The sequence below is a fragment of the Cytobacillus depressus genome, from assembly GCF_008923245.1.
GTDB classification, from domain to species: domain Bacteria; phylum Bacillota; class Bacilli; order Bacillales; family Cytobacillaceae; genus Cytobacillus; species Cytobacillus depressus.
In genome coordinates this window covers 71,900-92,739 of record NZ_WBOS01000011.1, presented here as the reverse complement: position 1 = coordinate 92,739, position 20,840 = coordinate 71,900, and the positions used below count along the sequence as shown (strand labels likewise).

Genomic DNA, 20,840 nt, shown 5'->3' with positions numbered 1-20,840 from the left:
ATCCTTGCAGAGACAGGGGACATAAGTAACTTCCCGTGGAAGATTACTTAATTAATAAGGTAAAAGAAAGGAAGGGAGATTTTGAAGAGGCAATTCAGAAATTAAAATCACTTGATACAACAGATGAAGAAAATAAATTGCTTTCACAAATGAATTCCCTAGAAAAGCAATTAGAAAAATTTGAAAAGAGACAAAAAAATTTAACAATAATGAGAGCATGAGAGCAGACGGAGAAATTACTAAAAGTGATTTTATTGAAATGAGCGATGAGAACGAGGAACAAATCAAACAGGTTAAGCAACAGCTAGAATTAGCAAATATTCAATTAAAAAACTTGAATAACACAGATATTGTATTAACTGGTGGGTTTAGTTAAAGAAAAAAACATCGGGAGAGTAAATATACAAATTTGAAAAATATGAAGTTGCTGATTTATAAACAAAAAGTTCGTTTAGGGAGAGAAGGTATCAATGATTTGACAGATATACTTACGAATTTAATCCAAGATAAAAATTTGGATAGTTACCCATTTTTTAAAGAGTTTTGCCTCTTCAAAGAAAAGGGACTTAGGAAAGATGCCTTTAGATCGTTAAACATTTTTATCAAAGAGGCAAGGGGATGGCAAGTTAAAAGGAAAAACGAATTTGCTCTTTGGCTTTTTAAATGGTTCGAGGAATCAGAAGATATACATTATGTACTAGTACATCCTCTTGAGGAAAACGTATTAAAACCTATTCTTGAGGATTGGATGATTGAATATCCAAAAGACCCACAACCATTTAGATGGTATGGCTTATTCTTAAAATCCGAAAAACATTTGAAGTACCTTGAAACGGCACTAAGGACTGGTGGGAAGAGTGAACAAAGAGCATTAATGGCAATCATTAACTATTATCTTAGATCCCTTGAATTTTCTTTTCACCACATTTCTGAAGATGCATACCTTGGTGATATTTCTGAGGATCAGGACTTAGTTTTAAAAATCGAAAACCTCTCTACAGAAATCATCGATGTTGAAAGTGAAAAGTATGTAAGTGAAAGTGTAAATTATTACAAAAATCTTTTATGTGACTGGATTGCTTTTAAAAGCAAAGGTAAAAAAGGTTTCCTTAAATGGTGTGCTGATAATGGTAAAGATTATGGCTGGACTAACTCGTATTATTATGAATAGTTTGTGAAGAAATGTACTTAAAGTAACGGTGTGCTTTAGTGAAAAAAACGAATGGTAAAAGGGGAATTAGCTTGGAGTAAGCTCCGAGCCAATTTTATGTGAATTATACTGTTAATTTATTAGTGAATCGTTTGTGAATACCACATCCTTACAACCCTATTAATAACCGTTGCCCATAGTTCAGGCGAAACTTGTATATCATATTGGCTCAAGTCAAATTGAGAATAAGCTTCCAAACCCTCTATAAGTCCTTGCTCGCTGATAAAAATGCGTTTGGTCGAATGGTTGAATTGGTTCACTCTCTGAATTACAAATTCGTCTTTGTCCTTGTATATTTTTTTTGTTTTCATTCTCCAGCCTCCTTTTTAAAATCCCGCCTCTTTAAGCTTTGCGAGAATATCCTCAACGTCTTTCTTTTTCTCCTCAAAAGTTCTCTCGTCTTTGACAGGTGGCTTTGAATAATAGTCCTTAGAATCCTCGAACCAATCAGGAAGAACCTCAGTTGACGGCCCTTTTTATGGATACTCATCATTCTTTTAATGAGCATCTCTCCAATGTCATCTAATACTTTAGATAATTGCATAGATACTAAGGAGATTGTAAGCGCGTATCTTTTCTTAGGCTCCATTTCTATCATACGATAAGCACCTATTGTTTTGGCTTCAGATGCCATTTGTTTTACTTTGATGTAGGGAATGTCCTGAATTAAATCAGTAGGAAAATACTGGTTTACTAACCAATTCCGGCGTACGATTAAATCGTTTAAGTGTGATAAAGTGGCTCTTTTAGCGTCCTCCTTTAGTTCATTCCAAGGGCTGTAAGTAGCGTTTTCCGATATCTGAAAGAGTTGATCTAAGCTCTTTTTTTGTTCTTCATTTAATGCATGGTCAATCTGATTATAAATGGCACGATAGGATTTATTGCGGACATCATTAGCTGCATCTTTTAAGGTATTATAAACAGGCAATTCATATCGTTGGCGAATTAATTCTTCAATGGCAGCATTGACTAGGTCAGCCGGATCATCCTTGCTAATTGCGAGTTTAGTCATTGTATTGATTAATATTTGATGGGCTTCTTGATTAAACGGTCGAAGCTGAAGATAATCCCGAATAAAGCGAACATGACGTTTGGCAGTTCTCGTTTCACTATACGTTTTCCACTCTTCTTTGGTAGGCACAGGTAGGTGTGCTTTTTTCGCAATATGTGCTACAATCACTTCTGGTACATCAACAACACGAATAAAAAATCCAAGCTTTTGTACAGTTTTAATTAATACTAGTAATGCTAATTGCTGCAAGAATCCTTTAGATTTAACCTCAGCCCACTTTATTTCTTTTATTTTTGGGGTATATACTTCTTCCAAGTCCTTCTCTGACAGATTACTCTTAAACCTGGGGTAATTGGTATCCTGAATACTCGGCAATTTATATCACTTCTCATCGAAATTTTTTGACATCTTTTTATATAATAAAATAAAAACCCATCATTTTGATAGGCTCAACCGTTAATTACATTAATTTCCATAGTGGCCCCTCAATCCTTGAATCGTTTCCGTACCTCTATTTCAGTTTTTTGGATGCCGCACGTATATCTGGGCACGTGATGAATATATTATGTATAGTTTCAATTATCCAATCCAGAAAGGTGGGATACAGTGCCAACCGACAGCGCCATAGCCGCCCTTAGCTCTCCTTCTTTGAATTTATCTTTCGACTTAAGTACAGCACCATTATTCCAGCAAAACGCTCAAAACTTCATTCTTCAGCAATTCGCTAAGCAATTACCCGTAATGCAAAACCTAGGCTTACTCGACGTCTATCTGAGTAAAGGCCATAGCGTAGAGGCCCATTGGCACCCTAACGCATCCGAACTTCAATACGTAATACAAGGAGAAGTTGCCGTCTCCATTCTTAATCCATTTTCCCGGCAAATCCTTAGTTACCGCGTCAAGCCACACCAGACGGTGTATATCCCGATGGGCTGGTGGCATTGGCAAACTGCGACGATGGATAACACCCACTTTGTGTCTGTTTTCGATAATAATGCCACGCAGATCATATTCGGGTCTGACATCCTTAAAATGACACCTCCCGAGGTGTTCCAACTCATCTATGGCGTGAATGCAGCCCAGCTTGCTGATGTGCTCAAGCCTATCGATCAGACAGTAGTTATAGGTCCGCCTGCTTCAAGAGATATTCAATGGAGGATAGGCACGCAAGGCCATTCCTGAATCAGTCTTGGTAATAGGGTTCCCGGCCCTGCGGGGCACGACTGAAAAAAAGTTGTTAAACATACTTATTGTATTATGTCTTGCTGCTTTTCCATTCCTATTCAGGGGATCAAAAATGAGGGAAAATCTAGTTGTTTATTTCTCTAAAGGAGTTTTAGCAACCCTAATTGATACTTATGTTGTTGCTAAAAAAAGGGTAACGGGTGCGATGCTTTAAAAGGCATCGCCTTTTTTTGGTTTGATTAACAAAGCAGATTGTGAAGTATTGTACTTAAAGTAAAGGGTGCTAGAGTTCAATAAGTGTGAGCCATGTTCAGCAGCCACTGATCTTCAACAATCGGGCGCGTGTGCGGCTGAGCTTAGGTCGTATCATATAACGGGTGGGATTCCCGTCGAGTAAGAACTAGCCATTCACTCGTAGCGAGTCTTGGAGGACTAAAGGTAACTTTAGTCTTTAAGCGTAGACAGTTAGGTGGCGGGCCGAAAGCCAAATGGTTGAAGGGATTGAGCTCCATAACGATTGTAAATCGAGAGGGCTGATGCTTTACGCGCTGCAGAAAGCTACATTTTACCCTTCGGTAAAGGCGAGAAGGGTAAAACCTCTCTGGAGTCATAGACCTTGGCACGTTATACATTGATATGATACGGCAACTCAGGAGACCCTACCGGTCTTTTCTTTTTTTTAGAAGAGTATGGTGTACAAGCGATAATAAGCAAGGAAACCAAATGCCGATGTAGGGAGTCGGATAGCAGCGTAGTACCAATGAAGTTGGGTAATGCCGATGGAGGAAAGGCTGCTACCTAGTTATCACCCTTAATAGAGACACATTTACTACACACAGAGGTAGGTATTTTAAATGGAAACAAAACTACTAAGGATAGCGGAATTAGCAAAGTCTGATCCTAAAATGAAATTTACATCTCTTGCACATCTATTAAACAGGCAAACACTAACTCAATGCCATCATGAACTACCCAATAGGAAAGCAACCGGGATTAACGGTACAACTAAAGAGCAGTACGGTGAAAATGTAGAAGAAAACATAGAGGAATTAGTAAGTAGGCTTAAAAGCAAAAGCTATCGTCCTGTTCCAGTAAGAAGAATGTATATTCCGAAGCTTAATTCAAACAAGAAAAGACCACTAGGAATACCGGAACATGAGGACAAGATTGTTCAAAAAGGCATTACGAAGATACTAAATACCATCTATGAAAATGACTTTCTAGACTGTTCCTTTGGGTTTCGTCCAAACCGTAGTTGCCATGATGCTTTGAAAATACTGAACTTCTATATTGAAAAGAGATCAGTAAATTATGTAGTAGATGTTGATATTAAAGGATTCTTTGACAACGTTGACCATAAATGGATGATGGAGTTCTTAATACTGCGAATTGATGACCCTAACCTACTAAGAATAATTGGTAGGTTTCTTAAAGGTGGTTACATGGAGGATGGGAAGAAATACACAACAGACAATGGTACACCGCAAGGTGGAGTAATATCTCCGGTATTAGCAAATGTATATCTCCATTATGTCCTCGACTTATGGTTTGAGAAAAAGGTGAAGAAACAGTGCATGGGACAGGCATACATTGTGAGGTATGCAGATGATTTTGTGTGCTGTTTCCAATATCAGAGCGAAGCTCGGGAATTCTTCCAATCGCTAAAATGTAGATTAAAGAAATTTAACTTGGAAATTGCCGAAGATAAAACTAAAATTATTCCCTTCGGGCGGTTCGCGGAAAAAGATGCAAAACAAAAGGGAAATAGTAAACCAGCAACCTTTGATTTCTTGGGTTTTACTCACTTTTGCAGTAAAAGTAAACAAGGGAAATTTAGGGTGAAACGGAAATCAAGTCAAAAGAAAGTCCAAGGAAAATTAAAAGAGTCTAAAGAATGGTTGAAGAAGAATAGGAATAAAGATATTCATATGATCATGCATAGATTTAGACGCTCGCTTATAGGTTATTACAACTATTATTGCATCACTGATAATCTCCTAAATGTAAGTAACTTCAAGGTCAAAATAGAGAACTTATTATTTAAATGGCTCAATAGAAGAAGTCAAAGAAAATCCTTTGCATGGGATAAATTCAAACTATTTCTTGATAAATATCCACTACCTTCACCAAGAATTAAAGTGAATATATATGAACTAAGAAAAGAGATTAACTACATTCTGTGAATGATGACTAGGAGGAGCCGTGTGCATTAATAGTGCAAGCACGGTTCTGGGAGGGGATGGAGTTCAATTTACCGTAAGGTAGAAAGGCTCCCTTCTACTCGACTTCTGAAATAAGGAAAGCGTCCATCTTCATGAAAAGGGCCATATTGTTGAATAACCCTAAATAAAGGGGCAGGTTAATGCAATAAGAGCAGATGTATATATTTAAAAGGAAGTCAAAAAATACTGAGGATAAAACATTAAAAGGGTTGTGGTATCCTTGGTTAAACAAAGTGTTTTAATAATTGTTGTAATATCTTTTTTCTATTCGCCCATATCGGTCTTTTCGGATACAAATCCAAACGCAGTGTCTGCAATATTAACGGCAAAAGTAACAACAACATTTGATGAAAATGGTACACCAATTGCTGACGCCCGAATTATTGTAATAAATTCATTAGGTAAGATAATAGGAACAGAATTAACAAATTCAGAAGGAATAGCCAAAATACCTGTTACAGTTCATAAAGACCCAAGATTTCCAAAGAAAAATATGGGGGAAGTTACCATTATAGCTGTTGCAAATGGATTTAACGAGCATATCAATTTCAGCGTACCAGTTAATGAATATAACGATAATACAGGAAGAGTTTTTATATCACTTTGGAAGATAGACCCGAACAGACGAAATGAACCACAATTTCTCAACGGAAGTTTTCATCGTTTTACTGTTTTTAATATGCTTGATTATTATGCTGAGAAAACCGGGTTAAAAAGGCAGAAAATTACAATTGATATTAGAAAAGAGCCACCTTGGAGCCCTAAGTTGAAAATTGACTAAATTATCAAGTTATCTATATTTGTCGTTACGCTAACGGGGACGTTCCTTTAAGATTCGGCTGACATTACGGTGGCTATTTTTTTATTGAACTAAAGGTGCAGATTAGTTACATTCATCCTTTTATTGTTGCCCTTGTAACTCCCAAGGAAATTTACCAGTTTTTCTATCCACTATTCTCATCACTTCAGCAATGTCTTGCTTTGTTACATTTGCAATGTCGATGATTTCTTCATCACTTCTTTTCTTAACATACTTCATGTGACGAATAATTCGATAACGTTCCTGTATGGCTCCTTTATAAAGTGCTTTTTTGTGTGTATATTCTAAGAACGGTTCGCACCACTTTCTGCAAGTATGCTCTTCATCTTTTTTCAGTCCCATTGTGAATGTAAGGGAAATAACTAGAAAGAAAAATAAAATTCTTTTCATTTGGTAATCACCTCACATTTATGGTAACCAGAAGATATGAAATAATTAATGCAATCCGTTATAATCTTAGATTATTAATGATAGGTCTTCTTAAGCTCACGGGACAGTTAGTTTAACAATGAAGAAGTTTTTCTCCTTTTTAGTATAAGTACGGTAAGGTGTGATTTTTTGAATATAAAGGATAGACCCTATATCCAATATATATCACCTTAGAAATGGGAGGGATTATAAGTGAATTTGAAGAAAAACTTTAAAACTCATACTCTTGTATTATTATTAGTATTAGCGACGATAGCTATTTTAGATAACCTAAGAATTTCAGATTTTGTAGAGGAAATGCAAGAGGATAAAGACAAATTAGTTGATAAAGTCGCAAGCTTAGAAAAAAAATTAGGAATTAGTTCTAATACCTCAGACGAGTTGGAAAAAGAAAATAAACGATTAGTAGAAAGTCTTTCTCAATTAGAAGAAGAAGTTGCTGCTTTAAAATCCACCGTTGAATATCAAGACTTTATTGATGCTACAAGTACCATTGAATCTTATAAGGCAATGGAAACATTCAAGGAAACATGGGGGTTTATTGCACTTAAAAACGGGACAAGTTTCTCGACGATAGACAGTATAGGTAATTGCCCTTGCGGATTTACATTTTATGGAAAAGGTTTTGAATGGGTACCTAATACAGTTCTTACTCTGAAGGAATTTAGAATTGAAAAAGAAAAAATACTTCTCACCTATAATACGGTTACGGATATTAAACATAATTATCAATTTGTTATGACCAAGGCGGCAGGAAGGAATGACAAGGTAGGAAGATGGAGGATAGAAGAAATTAAACTTAAAGTAAAGGGAAATTAAATAAGAGACTATAATTGTGAAGTAGTGTACTATTATCTTCTTCAACAATCGGGCGCAATTCTTTAAATGGAGGGAATTAAATGTCTCTTGAAGCATTTGAATATATTGACTTTATTTTGGTGTTCTTTATTATCATTTTGTCAGTCTTACTGATTAAGAGTATTTTTTTTAGGAAACATTTGCATTTTGTAAACTGGTTCTCTGTGTTTAGCATCTCTATTATCTGTGTAATTGTTTCAAGTGTACTTCTTTATTTTATAGGCTATGCTGCTGATGAAGTACCTAATTTTACGGGTGCGCAGTATTATATTTATAAATATATTGCAATTGTTTTTCTATCCGTAGTAAATTCAGTCATTGCAGTATGGAAAAGAATTTAATGGGGAAAATCAAATTACATTGTTCCATAATCGGGCGCGATTGTGTAAGAGGATTATAGGTAGATAATGATCAAATTTTTAAAGACAGCAGAGCTATCACTCAATCGAGTATTACAAAATCCCTCATGAATCTTTTAGAGGAGGGATTTTCATAATAAACCTTTTCGCAGGGATATGCAAAAATACCTATATGGCTTTGAGTAGTTAGGATTGAACAAGATTTTTGCTAAAGCTATTTCTGGTAACCTTGGATCCTGGCGCATTATGGTGAAGATAGGCATGAAGGATGAAGGGGCATGGTGGCAGCATGCCATAAGAGGTGGGGAGTTTGTTGATTTGGTCTATTATGGATTGCTGCGGGAGGAGTATGTTAGGTTAATAAAATAAAAGATATCGCATTTAAGCGATACCCCAGCGACAAGAGACTTATTGTTCCTGGCACATCCAGTGGTTCTCTGTTGATGTGCCGCAAAACACAATTTCCCATGGTACCTCTAATAAATAGGGCTCATCATCCACCAAATATTCGAACTGCACATTCTCCAAATGCATCCCGGTTTCTTCGGATTCAATAACAAAAAGGAATTCAGTAAAGTTTTTTTGATCCCAGTTGCTGCACAATTTTGTTACCAAGGTTCCTGAAATTTCCTCATTTATTTCTCCCTCTAGAGGAGCTGAATCTATTAAGTTTGGCGGAATACCCTTGGCTCCGGCGAGAGGAAGACTTCCATCTTGTACATCGCCATTGGTAACAATACGTTTTAAAATTTTCACATTCAGTGGTGGAGCATCCTTGTCTGCCTGATAGGTGACATTGGTTATTTCAATCTTCTTTTCATCCGTTTGAATACAAGGCAAGAAAGAACCAAAACTGCCACTCCAAGGCGGATTTTCATCAAATTTCATCGATAATCCACCTCCGCCGACTTGCACAGACAATGGACCCTGACCTTCCATATGGGTGGTAGTTGACTGACAACCCGCAAGCAGAAAAAGAATTAGTATACATAGGTTAATTTTATTAGTAGATAGTTTATTATTCATTATGGCAATTTTGATTGTACACGGCTTGCAAGAGCTGCTCTATTATCATACACTGGCACCTCCAATTTTTGTTATGAAAATAGAAAAATAAATCAACTTAAATATTAATTCGAAATTTTCACATTAACAATAGGGAGGAAATCCTGTAATTACCTTTTAGTGTTTGTTTATACACATCGAATTGTAAAGGAAAGTACATAAAGGAACGTGGAAGTTTAGTAAAAGTAGGTGTTATTGAATACCGATACTGTTATCGAATATAGTACCCAAGTTACTTATTTATGTAAAAAAGACAGGATGCAAATGAGGGGAAATTCTTGAAGCGGACAAGATAGTAGTAGCTATCATTTCTTTTTTAACTTGGATAATAGTAGCATTTCTTATTTTTATCTTCTTTAGTCGAACGGAAAGACCAATTTTCATTCTAATTCTTGGTGCAGCTGTGATTTTTTTTCAAGGTTTAGTATCAAGATATTTAAGGAGTAAAGGGAAACTTTATTAGGCTAACGGAGGCAATTAATAACGAAGTTCACCTTTATCTTTTTCAAGTAACTGACCGTCTTTCTTCAATGATAGTCTTCAACAATCGGGCGCTTTTCTGAAATAAGGAAAGCGTCTTTCTTCATGAAAAGGGCCATTTAATGGAATAAAGCAAATCATCAATTATGATACAATCAGGGAATAAATATAATATTGAAACTTAAAAAGACTTACTAATCATCCGTTAGTAAGTCTTGACTTAACTTTTGTCTTTAATTTAAATGATACTGTTGTTTAATTACTTCAAAAATATCTTGTAATACTTGGATATTTTGTCGGCTTACCATTAGTAAAATTCCGCCTTCAATCATGGCAACAATGGATTCTGCGTTTTTTTTCGGATTAATTGATTCATCTAACTGATGATCCTCAATCATTTTTGTTAAAATATCAGCAACTGAGTTCACCCAGTGATTAAAAAATTCTTTAATTTTTAATCGGAATTCCTCATCTTGGGCACTCATTTCTATTACCAAATTTCCCATTGCGCATCCATACTTAATCTCCATTTCTGCATGACTTGTCTCCGCCCATTGGAGCATGCGATTTAACTTAGTAACAGGGTCATCTGAAGTATTCAGAATTCCAATTATTAACTGTCCTTCCCAATCTTTGACCAGATCTTCTACAACAGCTAATCCAAGATTATGTTTTGATTGAAAATAATGGTAAAATTGTCCCTTTCCTATATTAGTAGCTGCCATAATATCGCTGACTGATGTCGCTTGGTAGCCTTTTGAGTGTATGACTTCTCTAGCTATTCGTATTATTTCTTGTTTTTTGGAAGACATAATAATTACGACCTCAATCTTGATAACTTCGAATCATATTAGCCATATGAGCATAAGATCCGCCTGCACGTACTGCGGAAGCTACCATTATGGCTTCCGCAAGTTCTTCACTCGTTACGCCATGCTTGTCTGCATTTTTTGTATGAACATCAATACAATATGGACATTGAGTAGCGTTTGCAACTGCTACGGAAATAATTTCTTTAAATTTAGTACTTAATTTTCCTGCTTTTGTGGCTGCCGCACTAAATGCTTGATAGCCTTTAAAACCATCTGGTGCAAATTTGCCTAATTGGCCTAAGTTTTTTAAATTAGAACGAGAATAAAGTACATCCGATGCTTCTTTATCCTTTGCATTGTGTACATGTGTACTATGGGTAACCGTACCGCCTGCTTCTACTGCAGCAGTTACAAATACAGCTTCAGCTAATTCTTCTAATGTTGCTCCTGCTTTTTTTGCAGCTTTTGTATGAGCATCAATACAATAAGGACATTGCGTTACATGAGTAATCGCAACAGCAATGATTTCTTTTTCTTTTTTTGATAGTGCGCCGTTTTTAAAGACAGCAGCATTAAAATCACTAAAAGCTTTTAATTGTTCTGGTGCAAGATCCTTTAATTGAGCTAAATTTTGCATATTTTCTTTTGCATATAGATCTATTGGCATTTTCAAAACTCCTTTTCAATTTTTATTTAGTTTAACCTTCGATTAGTTAATTATCATGTATTGTTTTACCAACTGTTCGGTACAATAATACTAACATTATTTACTTCCCGTTTTCAAGAATAATGCTTTGGACACAAATTTTATGAATATTAATCAGAGTTCGGATTAAAAACCAGATCTATACTGAGGACTAATTTCTTGTCAGCATGTGAATGAATAGAGTATAATTCGTTATGTACCGAATGGTAGGTACAAAAATAAGTACTTCAAATTTAAAACAAATATATTTTATTCAAAGAGAAAAGAATAAAGGAGGTGTATCGAATGACAGTGACTATCACAAAAAGCGCAGCAGAAGAACTGAACAAAAAAATTGGGGATCAAAAGGGATATCTTAAAATTCAAAACGTAAATGAAGGGCTTGCCTGTGGGGCAGGAGTACCTACTTTGTTTTTTGTCTCATCAATGGATGAAGCTAAAGACGTTCTATTTGAGACTAATAATCGTTCTGTTTTATTGGAGAAATCAGAGCTAATTTTTTGATGATGAATTAAAAATTGATTATTCGAATTCAATTAACAGTTTTCAGTTAAAAAGCCCACAGCAAATTATAAACGGAAGAATGTCTTTTATTATTTAAAGCAAATTTGATTAGGTGAAGAGTCTCAATTTTTTGAAATATATCTTTTAAATAAGAAAATCTTATAAAATGCGTTTTAAAGATTCAGCAAAACATTCAACTTTATCAATTTCAACGATGTGATTTGTAAACAATACAAATTTAAAAGAAATATAAACTGTTTACTTGCCAACTTTTTAAAGAGTATGTTAAACTACGTTTTGTACCGACCGGTAGGTACTAGTTAAATCATGAAAACTGTTTTTCTTGTCTTTTTAAGTAGTGCTTGCGATACCTATAGAATAAAAAAATATGTGAATAGTCAAGATATATGCAATTAATTTATTTGAAGGAGTGTTAATTATGGCTGATATGAAAATAAATGTGAATGCTGTTTGGGATGGTGGGGTAACAGGGAATGGAACTCTTAAAGCAGAGTACCTTGATACAAAAATCGCTATTCCAACATCATTAGGTGGTAGTGGAAATGGAGCAAATCCAAAAGAGGTTCTCGTTGCTTCTGTAACGACTTGTTATGCGGCAACTCTTACGTTTGTGCTTGCAAGCAGAAACCTGCCTGTTGCTGAACTTATAGTGAACTCAGAGGCGAATATATCTGATAGTGAATTTAAAATTATCCATTATCCTCACATCGTGTTATCTGAAGATGCAACAGAAGAACAAATTCAATCCGCACAAAGAGCGACAGAAGCAGCAGATAAAGGGTGCGATGTCGGAAATATATTGAAAAAAGCAGATGTTAAGATTGAAGTTCAAGGTAAAGTTTCTGTGAAATGATATGATTCACCCAAAGATGTAGAAATTCATTTTTTTAGGCATATCAAATAAAACAGGTCTTTAAAATTAAGGCGGCGGTTCTGCTGCCTTTTTTATGTGAGGAAATAACTAAAATTGCTCATGAAAAACTGGTAGTAAACATTCTACTTTTGATTAATGCTATTGATGCGGCACGTAAACATTTTAATCTTTTTTAAACAAAAAAATAGAGAACATTAATACATTTTTGAATTGGAATCTTATAAGGCAACAAGTTTAAATTGCTTGAAACACTTTACTATAAGATTAAATTTAGGCTTAGTGGAGGAATTAGATATGAAAAAAGAAAGGAAAAATGCGATTACATTTGGTGGAAAACCTGTAACGCTTATCGGTCAAGAATTAAAAGTTGGAGACATAGCTCCTGATTTCATTGCACTTTCAGAAAATTTACAGCCATATTCATTGAATGACGACAAAGGAATCGTTCGTTTGATTAGTGTGATCGCTTCAATAGATGCAGTTGCAGGTATTTGCGATATGCAAACTCGTCGCTTTAATGAGGAAGTTGCAAAAATGGATAACGTAGAATTTCTCTCTGTAAGCGTAGATTTACCATTTGCTTTATCTCGCTGGCGTAAAGCAACTGGTCTTGAGGAAGTGAATATGCTGTCTGACCACCGTGAACTTTCCTTCGGTGAAGCTTTTGGCGTAGCGATTAAAGAACTTCGTTTGCTAGCGCGTGCAATCTTTGTACTCGATAAAGACAATAAAGTAACATATGTGGAATACGTAACTGAAGCGACAAACCATCCGGAATATGCCAAAGCAGTCGCAGCAGTGAAAAATGCGGCAAATCAATAATCACTTTTGTTATCGATCTTCCACAATCGGGCGCTTTTCTGTAACAAGAATCAGCGCTTATTTTTATTATAGGGCCATATTGTTGAGGATCATTTTAATGGAAAATTGGGTTTTAACGATAAGATTGTGAAAGTTTGTACTTAAGCTAACGGGGCAGGATAGCACAATAAAAAAACGAATATAGGTATTTATAAAATAATTCATTAATGGGGTGTAAAAATGAATGATAACACAGATAAATCTATTGTTGGATATACGCTTTTTAAACCAACAGGAGTACGTCACGAATTTCCTTTTGTCGATTTAGTGAAGCAACAAGTAATTGGTACTGTTTTATACAAAGAAAAAATATATATGACTGTTGTTATTGATTTAAAAGCAGATACTATACAAGTTCAAGGAGACATTGCTGAATTAAGAGATTTAACCATTAGTAGAGATTCTTACATTGATATGTTCAAAGGTCAGGCAAAGTTTTTTATTGATAACAATATTTCTAATCCAAAAAAGTATTATGATGAATTAATAAATAATCAATCTACTTAAACTAACGAGTGCTCAAGCCATCTTCAGCAGCCACTGATCTTCAACAATCGGGCGCTATTACTTAGTAAAGAGTAGTGCCCGTTTTGCATATAAGGGCCATATTGTTAATTAATTTTGTTTGAAAGGTGCGAATGAAATGGGGAACAAAAATATAAAATTATTTGGGATTCCTATTGGTTTCTTATTGTTGGGTATTTTGTTTTTAATATTGGGGGAGCTAATGGGGATAAAATTGCGGTAAACTTTTCAAGACCGCCCGGTGCTACATCGTGGACGACTTCGGGCAGTACAATTGATGCTTTTACATCAGTCTTAATGATTATAGGTATCTCTTTTCAAGTATTGTTTATTATCACTTTTTCTATATCCTTTTATAACTGGCAAAAGGGCCATCACTAAATTGTGTTTTCTGCAATCGGCCAGTATAGAATAAATAAAGGATTATAGGTAATAAAATCGAAGTAGAGAAAAAGAAATTAATCCCTGTTATTACTGGGTATTTTCGTATTGTTCGAAAAGGGTAGGTGGAATCATAATGGATGAGGAACTTGAAAAGGTAAAGAAACGTATTGAAAAACGTTTGGAACAGTCTGACCGTAACGATATCGAAGGAGCGCCGTTTAATGATGCCATGGATCATTTGGGACGGATTGAAGGCTACCCAACCAAAAACCTTTCGAAAGTCAATTTAAAAAGCTTACCATTACCCATACGTATTCTCGGTTATTTGTTAATAGGTTCCATGGGTTTAGGGGTTCTCACTGTAATTATATTGAACCTTATTAAATAAAGGAAAAGAAGTTACAAACATTTTCAACAATCGGGCGCAATTCTGCAGTAAGAATTGTGCTCTTTCTTTATGTTAAGGGCCATATTCTGGAGTAATCTCAGTAGCTGGGAAATGTAAAAGAATCGTTTGCATACTGTAATTTTGATTTGGACTACGACCACGGTCGTATATCGATTTAGTACATAGCCTGATGTAATATTCTAACCAAAACTTTATAATGATTAATGTATAAAGGTTTGTTGAATATTATGATACAAAAAGGAGTAAATCTTAAATGAAAAATAAGGGACTCAAAATATTGATTCATGCTAGTACTTGGTTTGCACCTATACTAGTTCCCATTATCACATATTTTATTATCTCAGATCGAGAAATTAAAAGCTTATCATTACAGGCTTTGGTATTTCATTTTGTGATCGGTATTTTAATTTCTGTGTCTGCTTTTTTTTCATGGATATTAATCGGGATTCCATTCCTCATTATTTTTGGACTAATTGCTATAATAGCTCCGATTGTTGGAATTGTTAAAGCAATTAATGAACGTCCTTTTCGATATCCCATTATTGGATCATGGTTTGATTAAATCTACACGAATCTAATCGTTTTTCCGTATTATATTCTTTTGACCATATATTTTTTCTGCTGCATGGGTGATTAAAGGGAAGAAGAGTTTAACGTAAAGAAACATCATTATGTGACTGCCTTTCCAGTCGAGGTCCGGATTAATAAATTGGAACATTTCATGTATGTAGCGTTCCAAAAACGGAGACAAGAATGGATGAATTGAAAAGCCTGCTTCGCTCCCTTTCAAAGGATTATGGTGAGTTCAGGATGAAAATTACCAGAATTGACATGAAAGCACGAGAGCAAGAATTAAGGTGGGATAAATACAATATCGTTAGCAATATTGGAAGGGCGCTAATCGCGAATATAGAATTGAAGGTAAGAACGTATTCCTATTCATTCCATCCTTATCCACTTCAACTTATGATAAAAACGAAGATAAAATCAACGGATCCCATGTTACCAACATTGCTAAAAAGATAGAAAACGAAATAAAGGATTATCTCCAATTCGATAAGAATACAAAGGCAGTAAGAAATGATCCTTATATTTTAACTGTATTGAGTAAAGATGGAGAAAAATAAATTAATCTAGTCTGAATTTGAAATAAAGTCATGAAGTTTATAAAAAAGTTACGATGTGTTACCCCTTTGGATATTTTTGTCTAAAGGGGTGTTTTTATGGATAAAAGGCAGGGTGATTGAAGAAAGGAATCTATCCTAAGTAAGTATACGAGGGGGAATATCAATGTTTTGGAGCATTTTAGCAGTATTATTTATCTTATATGTCGTATTTAGCCTTTCGACTATAAAATATCAATTAAAACAGATTTCAAAACATCATAATATCAAAGATGTTGGGATACAAAGGGTAAGCAATGAAGAAATTGAGAAAGAATTAGATGATAATTCAAAAAGGTAATAATATATTACTTGGTGGATATAGAAGCAGCTAATTCAACAATCGGGCGCGTGTGCGGCTGAGCTTAGGTCGTATCATATAACGGGTGGGATTCCCGTCGAGTAAGAACTAGCCATTCACTCGTAGCGAGTCTTGGAGGACTAAAGGTAACTTTAGTCTTTAAGCGTAGACAGTTAGGTGGCGGGCCGAAAGCCAAATGGTTGAAGGGATTGAGCTCCATAACGATTGTAAATCGAGAGGGCTGATGCTTTACGCGCTGCAGAAAGCTACATTTTACCCTTCGGTAAAGGCGAGAAGGGTAAAACCTCTCTGGAGTCATAGACCTTGGCACGTTATACATTGATATGATACGGCAACTCAGGAGACCCTACCGGTCTTTTCTTTTTTTTAGAAGAGTATGGTGTACAAGCGATAATAAGCAAGGAAACCAAATGCCGATGTAGGGAGTCGGATAGCAGCGTAGTACCAATGAAGTTGGGTAATGCCGATGGAGGAAAGGCTGCTACCTAGTTATCACCCTTAATAGAGACACATTTACTACACACAGAGGTAGGTATTTTAAATGGAAACAAAACTACTAAGGATAGCGGAATTAGCAAAGTCTGATCCTAAAATGAAATTTACATCTCTTGCACATCTATTAAACAGGCAAACACTAACTCAATGCCATCATGAACTACCCAATAGGAAAGCAACCGGGATTAACGGTACAACTAAAGAGCAGTACGGTGAAAATGTAGAAGAAAACATAGAGGAATTAGTAAGTAGGCTTAAAAGCAAAAGCTATCGTCCTGTTCCAGTAAGAAGAATGTATATTCCGAAGCTTAATTCAAACAAGAAAAGACCACTAGGAATACCGGAACATGAGGACAAGATTGTTCAAAAAGGCATTACGAAGATACTAAATACCATCTATGAAAATGACTTTCTAGACTGTTCCTTTGGGTTTCGTCCAAACCGTAGTTGCCATGATGCTTTGAAAATACTGAACTTCTATATTGAAAAGAGATCAGTAAATTATGTAGTAGATGTTGATATTAAAGGATTCTTTGACAACGTTGACCATAAATGGATGATGGAGTTCTTAATACTGCGAATTGATGACCCTAACCTACTAAGAATAATTGGTAGGTTTCTTAAAGGTGGTTACATGGAGGATGGGAAGAAATACACAACAGACAATGGTACACCGCAAGGTGGAGTAATATCTCCGGTATTAGCAAATGTATATCTCCATTATGTCCTCGACTTATGGTTTGAGAAAAAGGTGAAGAAACAGTGCATGGGACAGGCATACATTGTGAGGTATGCAGATGATTTTGTGTGCTGTTTCCAATATCAGAGCGAAGCTCGGGAATTCTTCCAATCGCTAAAATGTAGATTAAAGAAATTTAACTTGGAAATTGCCGAAGATAAAACTAAAATTATTCCCTTCGGGCGGTTCGCGGAAAAAGATGCAAAACAAAAGGGAAATAGTAAACCAGCAACCTTTGATTTCTTGGGTTTTACTCACTTTTGCAGTAAAAGTAAACAAGGGAAATTTAGGGTGAAACGGAAATCAAGTCAAAAGAAAGTCCAAGGAAAATTAAAAGAGTCTAAAGAATGGTTGAAGAAGAATAGGAATAAAGATATTCATATGATCATGCATAGATTTAGACGCTCGCTTATAGGTTATTACAACTATTATTGCATCACTGATAATCTCCTAAATGTAAGTAACTTCAAGGTCAAAATAGAGAACTTATTATTTAAATGGCTCAATAGAAGAAGTCAAAGAAAATCCTTTGCATGGGATAAATTCAAACTATTTCTTGATAAATATCCACTACCTTCACCAAGAATTAAAGTGAATATATATGAACTAAGAAAAGAGATTAACTACATTCTGTGAATGATGACTAGGAGGAGCCGTGTGCATTAATAGTGCAAGCACGGTTCTGGGAGGGGATGGAGTTCAATTTACCGTAAGGTAGAAAGGCTCCCTTCTACTCGACTTATTTAACAACATCTAGATATCTCGGTTAAGGTTCAAGAAGATTGTGAAGTTTTGCAATAAAGAAAGCTGAAAATCAATATGATAGAATATTAGCAATATATTCTTTTTGAGCAAGAGGAGGCGTATTAAGATTATAAAATTATTCTTTAAATATCTTTGTATTATTTTTATCTTTTTTGCCATTACAGGTTGCTCTTCAGAAAAAAATCAAAACGTACAAAAGATTAATATTTATGAGACGGAAAATTATTATGGGAAAAAAGAAAACACCTTGGTTGTAATTGAGAATAAAGAAATAATAAATTTTTTTGTTAAAGTAATTAATAATGCTAAATGGGTACAAGGGTTAGTCGGAAGAGGGAAGGATCCAGATTATATAATTGAGATTGGTAAAGACTCATATCTTTTTTGGACAGATGATATAAAAGCAGTCATGGCTAAAGAAGAGGATAACGGAACCATATTTTCCTTATCAAATTCTTCAACAAAGAAGGTGAACGAAATCATACGACAGTATCTAAACCCATTAAATTAAAGGGTTGTCTAGTAAAATAAATAGAAGTTATTTTTATCATTTTTATGTTCAACAAACGGGCGCATATCCGGAATAAGGATTAGTGTCCTTTCGTATAATCGATAAGTGAAAACATAAAAAAGGTGGGAACAATTCTATGTTTAAACCAAACCCAGCGAATACTGCAATTGTTATTACTGACCCTCAAAATGACTTTTTGTCTCCAGGAGGAAGAGGATATCATTTGACAAAGGCTAACATTAAACAGAATAATACATTAGCCAACTTGGAACTGCTATTAAGCACTGCCCGTAGTAAAGGTTATCAACTCTTTGTCTCCCCGCACTTTTTATATCCACATGACTATGATTGGCAGTTTACGGGGAACGAACAAGAGATGTTGATTAGTTTGCGTGTTTATCAGAAATTAAATCAATATAGTCCTCCAACTCCGGAAGCCGATTATGTTCCAACTTTAGCTCCGTATATCTGGGACAAAACAACCGTCATTGCAACACCGCACAAGGTGGCCAGTCCTCAGACAAATGATCTGGTCTATCAACTAAGACAACGCAGAAAAGAACAAGTAATTTTGGCTGGGGTATTATCAAACGTATGTGTTGAATCGCATATGAGAGATTTAATCGAAAATGGCTTCAAGACAGCTGTTGTTTACGATGCAACTGCCACGATTAGTGAAAACGATTTTCATGCTGCTGTTACGAACTACCAAGCTTTCAGTAGCGCTACATGGACAACACGTGAAGCCATTTCAAATATGTAATGATACTCTTAAATAGGCTACTAAAGAAGAGAGTATTCTTGATTAATTGAAATGTTGCAACCGTTAGGAAAGGAGTTCAATTGGACAATAAGTATGTAACTTTCATTTTAAAGAATTGACGAGAAATAAACCTCACTGACATCAATAAAGACCTATGGGAGAAATTGAATGCACAGTTTCTATAATAACTTCCAATAATTAGCTCAACCGACTACCGTTATAATAAGACCATAAAGGGAAAGGTCAACCCAAAAAATCTGGCTAACCTTATATTACGAACGGGTGCTTATGTTTAAGAACAAGCTAACATCAGCAGCTTTTCTTATTGTGCCACTAATAATTTGCATATTATCAATGAGTTTTTGTTTGTTAATATAATCGCAGTCGTGTTGTTATAAAGTTACAACTACTTATATTTGTCTGGATATAGTTTCTTTTATCTCAGTAACAATCCCTTCACTCGACGCTCGAAACAATGCTGGAAAATATATATCTTCTTCTTCTTTAAAAAACTCCTTTATGAGCGGATGCTAGCTAGTAGCTAGATTCCGTTTGAAGAAACCGGTTTTCGGAAGAACTAATTGTAGAGAAAGCAGGCAACAGAAAACTAAGTCAGGTCATCTAAAGTCGTATCATTTTGAGTTAATAAATTCCCAAGGATAGCGGAATTTTCCTGATCCGCCTCCCACTGTACTACATCATCATACTCAAACAGTTGGAAGCTGTCAGGAAATTGTTCTTTCATATATTGAATGAAGGCTTCCGTGTTTCCTTTCCCACCTCGACGAAATTCCATCATAATTGCTCGAAACTTATGCGGGGGCAAATCCGTTTTAATATGGTGTGAATTGGAAAAACCCAAATGTTCACTGCTGTATAAATTATAAGTGTAAAGCAATCAAGGTCCCTTCTTTCCTGTATGGTTCGATTTATTTTTTCCATTATGTTATCAAGTAATCATGAATTTATTAAAATCAGAAAACGGTGAAGAGGGCTTTATACAAAAATTCCTGCTGAAATATCAAATGCACTACACTGAATAAATTTTTGATCACCATTATTATTACGAATTCATGGCTATAGGAGGCCTAATAAACTATAGACTATAGGTACTTAAAACTCTGGGTATAATAACTATTCATATAACGATGAATAGGAGTGGTAAGATGACTTTCAATGATAAGAAGAAACAAAAAACAGTATTTAGAGATAATCAAGATTTAGTCCCTGAAGGTAACCTGCCAGGTAATAGGGAGGATCGAAGTGATAAAATGGGGACGTTAAATTCCGAAGAAATTCGATTTGAAAATGCTGACGATATATATGATAAATATTAATAAAAGAGG

General features: G+C 35.2%; 26 protein-coding genes and 1 pseudogene. 20 read left to right on the top strand and 7 right to left on the bottom strand.

Going from position 1 to position 20,840, the window contains the following annotated elements; translation table 11 throughout:
- Positions 1–35 precede the first annotated feature (35 nt).
- The 3 genes from F7731_RS26930 (at position 36) to F7731_RS18435 (ending at position 1,171) form a co-directional block, all read left to right on the top strand.
- On the top strand, positions 36–221 hold the full coding sequence (locus tag F7731_RS26930; RefSeq protein ID WP_246197304.1) for a hypothetical protein: 186 nt from the start codon (positions 36–38) through the stop codon (positions 219–221).
- On the top strand, positions 218–376 hold the full coding sequence (locus tag F7731_RS26925; RefSeq protein ID WP_246197302.1) for a hypothetical protein: 159 nt from the start codon (positions 218–220) through the stop codon (positions 374–376). Before F7731_RS26930 ends, F7731_RS26925 begins: the two co-directional genes overlap by 4 nt.
- Before the next feature lie 99 nt (positions 377–475).
- Complete coding sequence (locus F7731_RS18435) at positions 476–1,171, top strand: hypothetical protein (RefSeq protein WP_151536264.1); 696 nt, start codon at positions 476–478, stop codon at positions 1,169–1,171.
- Positions 1,172–1,290: 119 nt separating this feature from the next.
- Here F7731_RS18435 and F7731_RS18430 read toward each other — a convergent pair whose 3' ends face one another.
- Together F7731_RS18430 and F7731_RS18425 are read right to left on the bottom strand one after the other, a co-directional pair.
- Positions 1,291–1,521 carry a hypothetical protein gene (locus tag F7731_RS18430; RefSeq protein ID WP_151536263.1) on the bottom strand — a complete coding sequence of 77 codons (231 nt, stop codon included), beginning with the start codon at positions 1,519–1,521 and terminating at the stop codon, positions 1,291–1,293.
- Entirely contained in the window at positions 1,518–2,597 is a 1,080-nt protein-coding gene (locus F7731_RS18425) for a DUF4158 domain-containing protein (protein ID WP_151536262.1), read from the bottom strand. Before F7731_RS18425 ends, F7731_RS18430 begins: the two co-directional genes overlap by 4 nt.
- A 231-nt stretch (positions 2,598–2,828) precedes the next feature.
- Between F7731_RS18425 and F7731_RS18420 the strand changes: the two genes are divergently transcribed.
- From F7731_RS18420 to F7731_RS18405, 3 genes are all read left to right on the top strand, one after another.
- Positions 2,829–3,404 (top strand): cupin domain-containing protein, encoded by a 576-nt coding sequence (locus F7731_RS18420; protein ID WP_151536261.1) that lies wholly within the window; start codon positions 2,829–2,831, stop codon positions 3,402–3,404.
- A gap of 857 nt (positions 3,405–4,261) precedes the next feature.
- Entirely contained in the window at positions 4,262–5,590 is a 1,329-nt protein-coding gene (ltrA, locus tag F7731_RS18410) for a group II intron reverse transcriptase/maturase (RefSeq protein WP_151536249.1), read from the top strand.
- Positions 5,591–5,849: 259 nt separating this feature from the next.
- Entirely contained in the window at positions 5,850–6,410 is a 561-nt protein-coding gene (locus tag F7731_RS18405; protein WP_151536259.1) for a hypothetical protein, read from the top strand.
- Positions 6,411–6,530: 120 nt separating this feature from the next.
- Here F7731_RS18405 and F7731_RS18400 read toward each other — a convergent pair whose 3' ends face one another.
- Positions 6,531–6,839: a hypothetical protein gene (locus F7731_RS18400; RefSeq protein ID WP_151536258.1), complete on the bottom strand. Its 309-nt coding sequence runs from the start codon at positions 6,837–6,839 to the stop codon at positions 6,531–6,533.
- A gap of 231 nt (positions 6,840–7,070) precedes the next feature.
- On the opposite strand from F7731_RS18400, the gene F7731_RS18395 reads away from it, so the two are divergent.
- Positions 7,071–7,697 (top strand): hypothetical protein, encoded by a 627-nt coding sequence (locus tag F7731_RS18395; RefSeq protein ID WP_246197299.1) that lies wholly within the window; start codon positions 7,071–7,073, stop codon positions 7,695–7,697.
- 80 nt (positions 7,698–7,777) lie between these two features.
- Positions 7,778–8,077, top strand: coding sequence for a hypothetical protein (locus tag F7731_RS18390; protein ID WP_151536257.1), 300 nt, complete (start codon positions 7,778–7,780; stop codon positions 8,075–8,077).
- A 426-nt stretch (positions 8,078–8,503) separates the two neighbouring features.
- Here the strand turns inward: F7731_RS18390 and F7731_RS18385 are convergent, their stop codons facing one another.
- The 3 genes from F7731_RS18385 to F7731_RS18375 all read right to left on the bottom strand — a co-directional run bounded on the left by F7731_RS18385 (position 8,504) and on the right by F7731_RS18375 (position 11,119).
- Complete coding sequence (locus F7731_RS18385; protein WP_151536256.1) at positions 8,504–8,983, bottom strand: hypothetical protein; 480 nt, start codon at positions 8,981–8,983, stop codon at positions 8,504–8,506.
- An 890-nt stretch (positions 8,984–9,873) separates the two neighbouring features.
- Positions 9,874–10,452 (bottom strand): TetR/AcrR family transcriptional regulator, encoded by a 579-nt coding sequence (locus tag F7731_RS18380; RefSeq protein ID WP_151536255.1) that lies wholly within the window; start codon positions 10,450–10,452, stop codon positions 9,874–9,876.
- Between the two features lie 13 nt (positions 10,453–10,465).
- Positions 10,466–11,119: a carboxymuconolactone decarboxylase family protein gene (locus tag F7731_RS18375; protein ID WP_246197297.1), complete on the bottom strand. Its 654-nt coding sequence runs from the start codon at positions 11,117–11,119 to the stop codon at positions 10,466–10,468.
- Between the two features lie 324 nt (positions 11,120–11,443).
- Between F7731_RS18375 and F7731_RS18370 the strand changes: the two are divergent.
- The 11 genes and pseudogenes from F7731_RS18370 to F7731_RS18325 all read left to right on the top strand — a co-directional run bounded on the left by F7731_RS18370 (position 11,444) and on the right by F7731_RS18325 (position 19,494).
- A pseudogene (locus tag F7731_RS18370) lies at positions 11,444–11,759 on the top strand (iron-sulfur cluster biosynthesis family protein).
- 342 nt (positions 11,760–12,101) lie between these two features.
- Positions 12,102–12,536: an OsmC family protein gene (locus tag F7731_RS18365; RefSeq protein ID WP_151536254.1), complete on the top strand. Its 435-nt coding sequence runs from the start codon at positions 12,102–12,104 to the stop codon at positions 12,534–12,536.
- Positions 12,537–12,851: 315 nt separating this feature from the next.
- Entirely contained in the window at positions 12,852–13,379 is a 528-nt protein-coding gene (tpx, locus tag F7731_RS18360; protein WP_151536253.1) for a thiol peroxidase, read from the top strand.
- 219 nt (positions 13,380–13,598) lie between these two features.
- Positions 13,599–13,925: a hypothetical protein gene (locus F7731_RS18355; protein WP_151536252.1), complete on the top strand. Its 327-nt coding sequence runs from the start codon at positions 13,599–13,601 to the stop codon at positions 13,923–13,925.
- 535 nt (positions 13,926–14,460) lie between these two features.
- Positions 14,461–14,715: a hypothetical protein gene (locus F7731_RS18350; RefSeq protein ID WP_246197294.1), complete on the top strand. Its 255-nt coding sequence runs from the start codon at positions 14,461–14,463 to the stop codon at positions 14,713–14,715.
- A 274-nt stretch (positions 14,716–14,989) separates the two neighbouring features.
- The gene (locus F7731_RS18345; protein ID WP_151536251.1) at positions 14,990–15,298 is read left to right on the top strand and encodes a DUF4870 domain-containing protein; all 309 of its coding nucleotides are present in this window, start codon (positions 14,990–14,992) and stop codon (positions 15,296–15,298) included.
- 191 nt (positions 15,299–15,489) lie between these two features.
- The gene (locus tag F7731_RS18340) at positions 15,490–15,762 is read left to right on the top strand and encodes a hypothetical protein (protein ID WP_151536250.1); all 273 of its coding nucleotides are present in this window, start codon (positions 15,490–15,492) and stop codon (positions 15,760–15,762) included.
- Positions 15,763–16,026: 264 nt separating this feature from the next.
- On the top strand, positions 16,027–16,200 hold the full coding sequence (locus tag F7731_RS26580) for a hypothetical protein (protein WP_170289745.1): 174 nt from the start codon (positions 16,027–16,029) through the stop codon (positions 16,198–16,200).
- Positions 16,201–16,762: 562 nt separating this feature from the next.
- Complete coding sequence (gene ltrA / locus F7731_RS18335) at positions 16,763–18,091, top strand: group II intron reverse transcriptase/maturase (protein ID WP_151536249.1); 1,329 nt, start codon at positions 16,763–16,765, stop codon at positions 18,089–18,091.
- Between the two features lie 211 nt (positions 18,092–18,302).
- Entirely contained in the window at positions 18,303–18,731 is a 429-nt protein-coding gene (locus F7731_RS18330; RefSeq protein WP_151536248.1) for a YhfM domain-containing protein, read from the top strand.
- 136 nt (positions 18,732–18,867) lie between these two features.
- Complete coding sequence (locus F7731_RS18325; RefSeq protein ID WP_151536247.1) at positions 18,868–19,494, top strand: cysteine hydrolase family protein; 627 nt, start codon at positions 18,868–18,870, stop codon at positions 19,492–19,494.
- 607 nt (positions 19,495–20,101) lie between these two features.
- Here F7731_RS18325 and F7731_RS18320 read toward each other — a convergent pair.
- Positions 20,102–20,392, bottom strand: coding sequence for a calponin homology domain-containing protein (locus tag F7731_RS18320; RefSeq protein WP_151536246.1), 291 nt, complete (start codon positions 20,390–20,392; stop codon positions 20,102–20,104).
- 268 nt (positions 20,393–20,660) lie between these two features.
- On the opposite strand from F7731_RS18320, the gene F7731_RS26575 reads away from it, so the two are divergent.
- Positions 20,661–20,831 (top strand): hypothetical protein, encoded by a 171-nt coding sequence (locus tag F7731_RS26575; RefSeq protein ID WP_170289744.1) that lies wholly within the window; start codon positions 20,661–20,663, stop codon positions 20,829–20,831.
- The last annotated feature ends 9 nt before the right edge of the window (positions 20,832–20,840 follow it).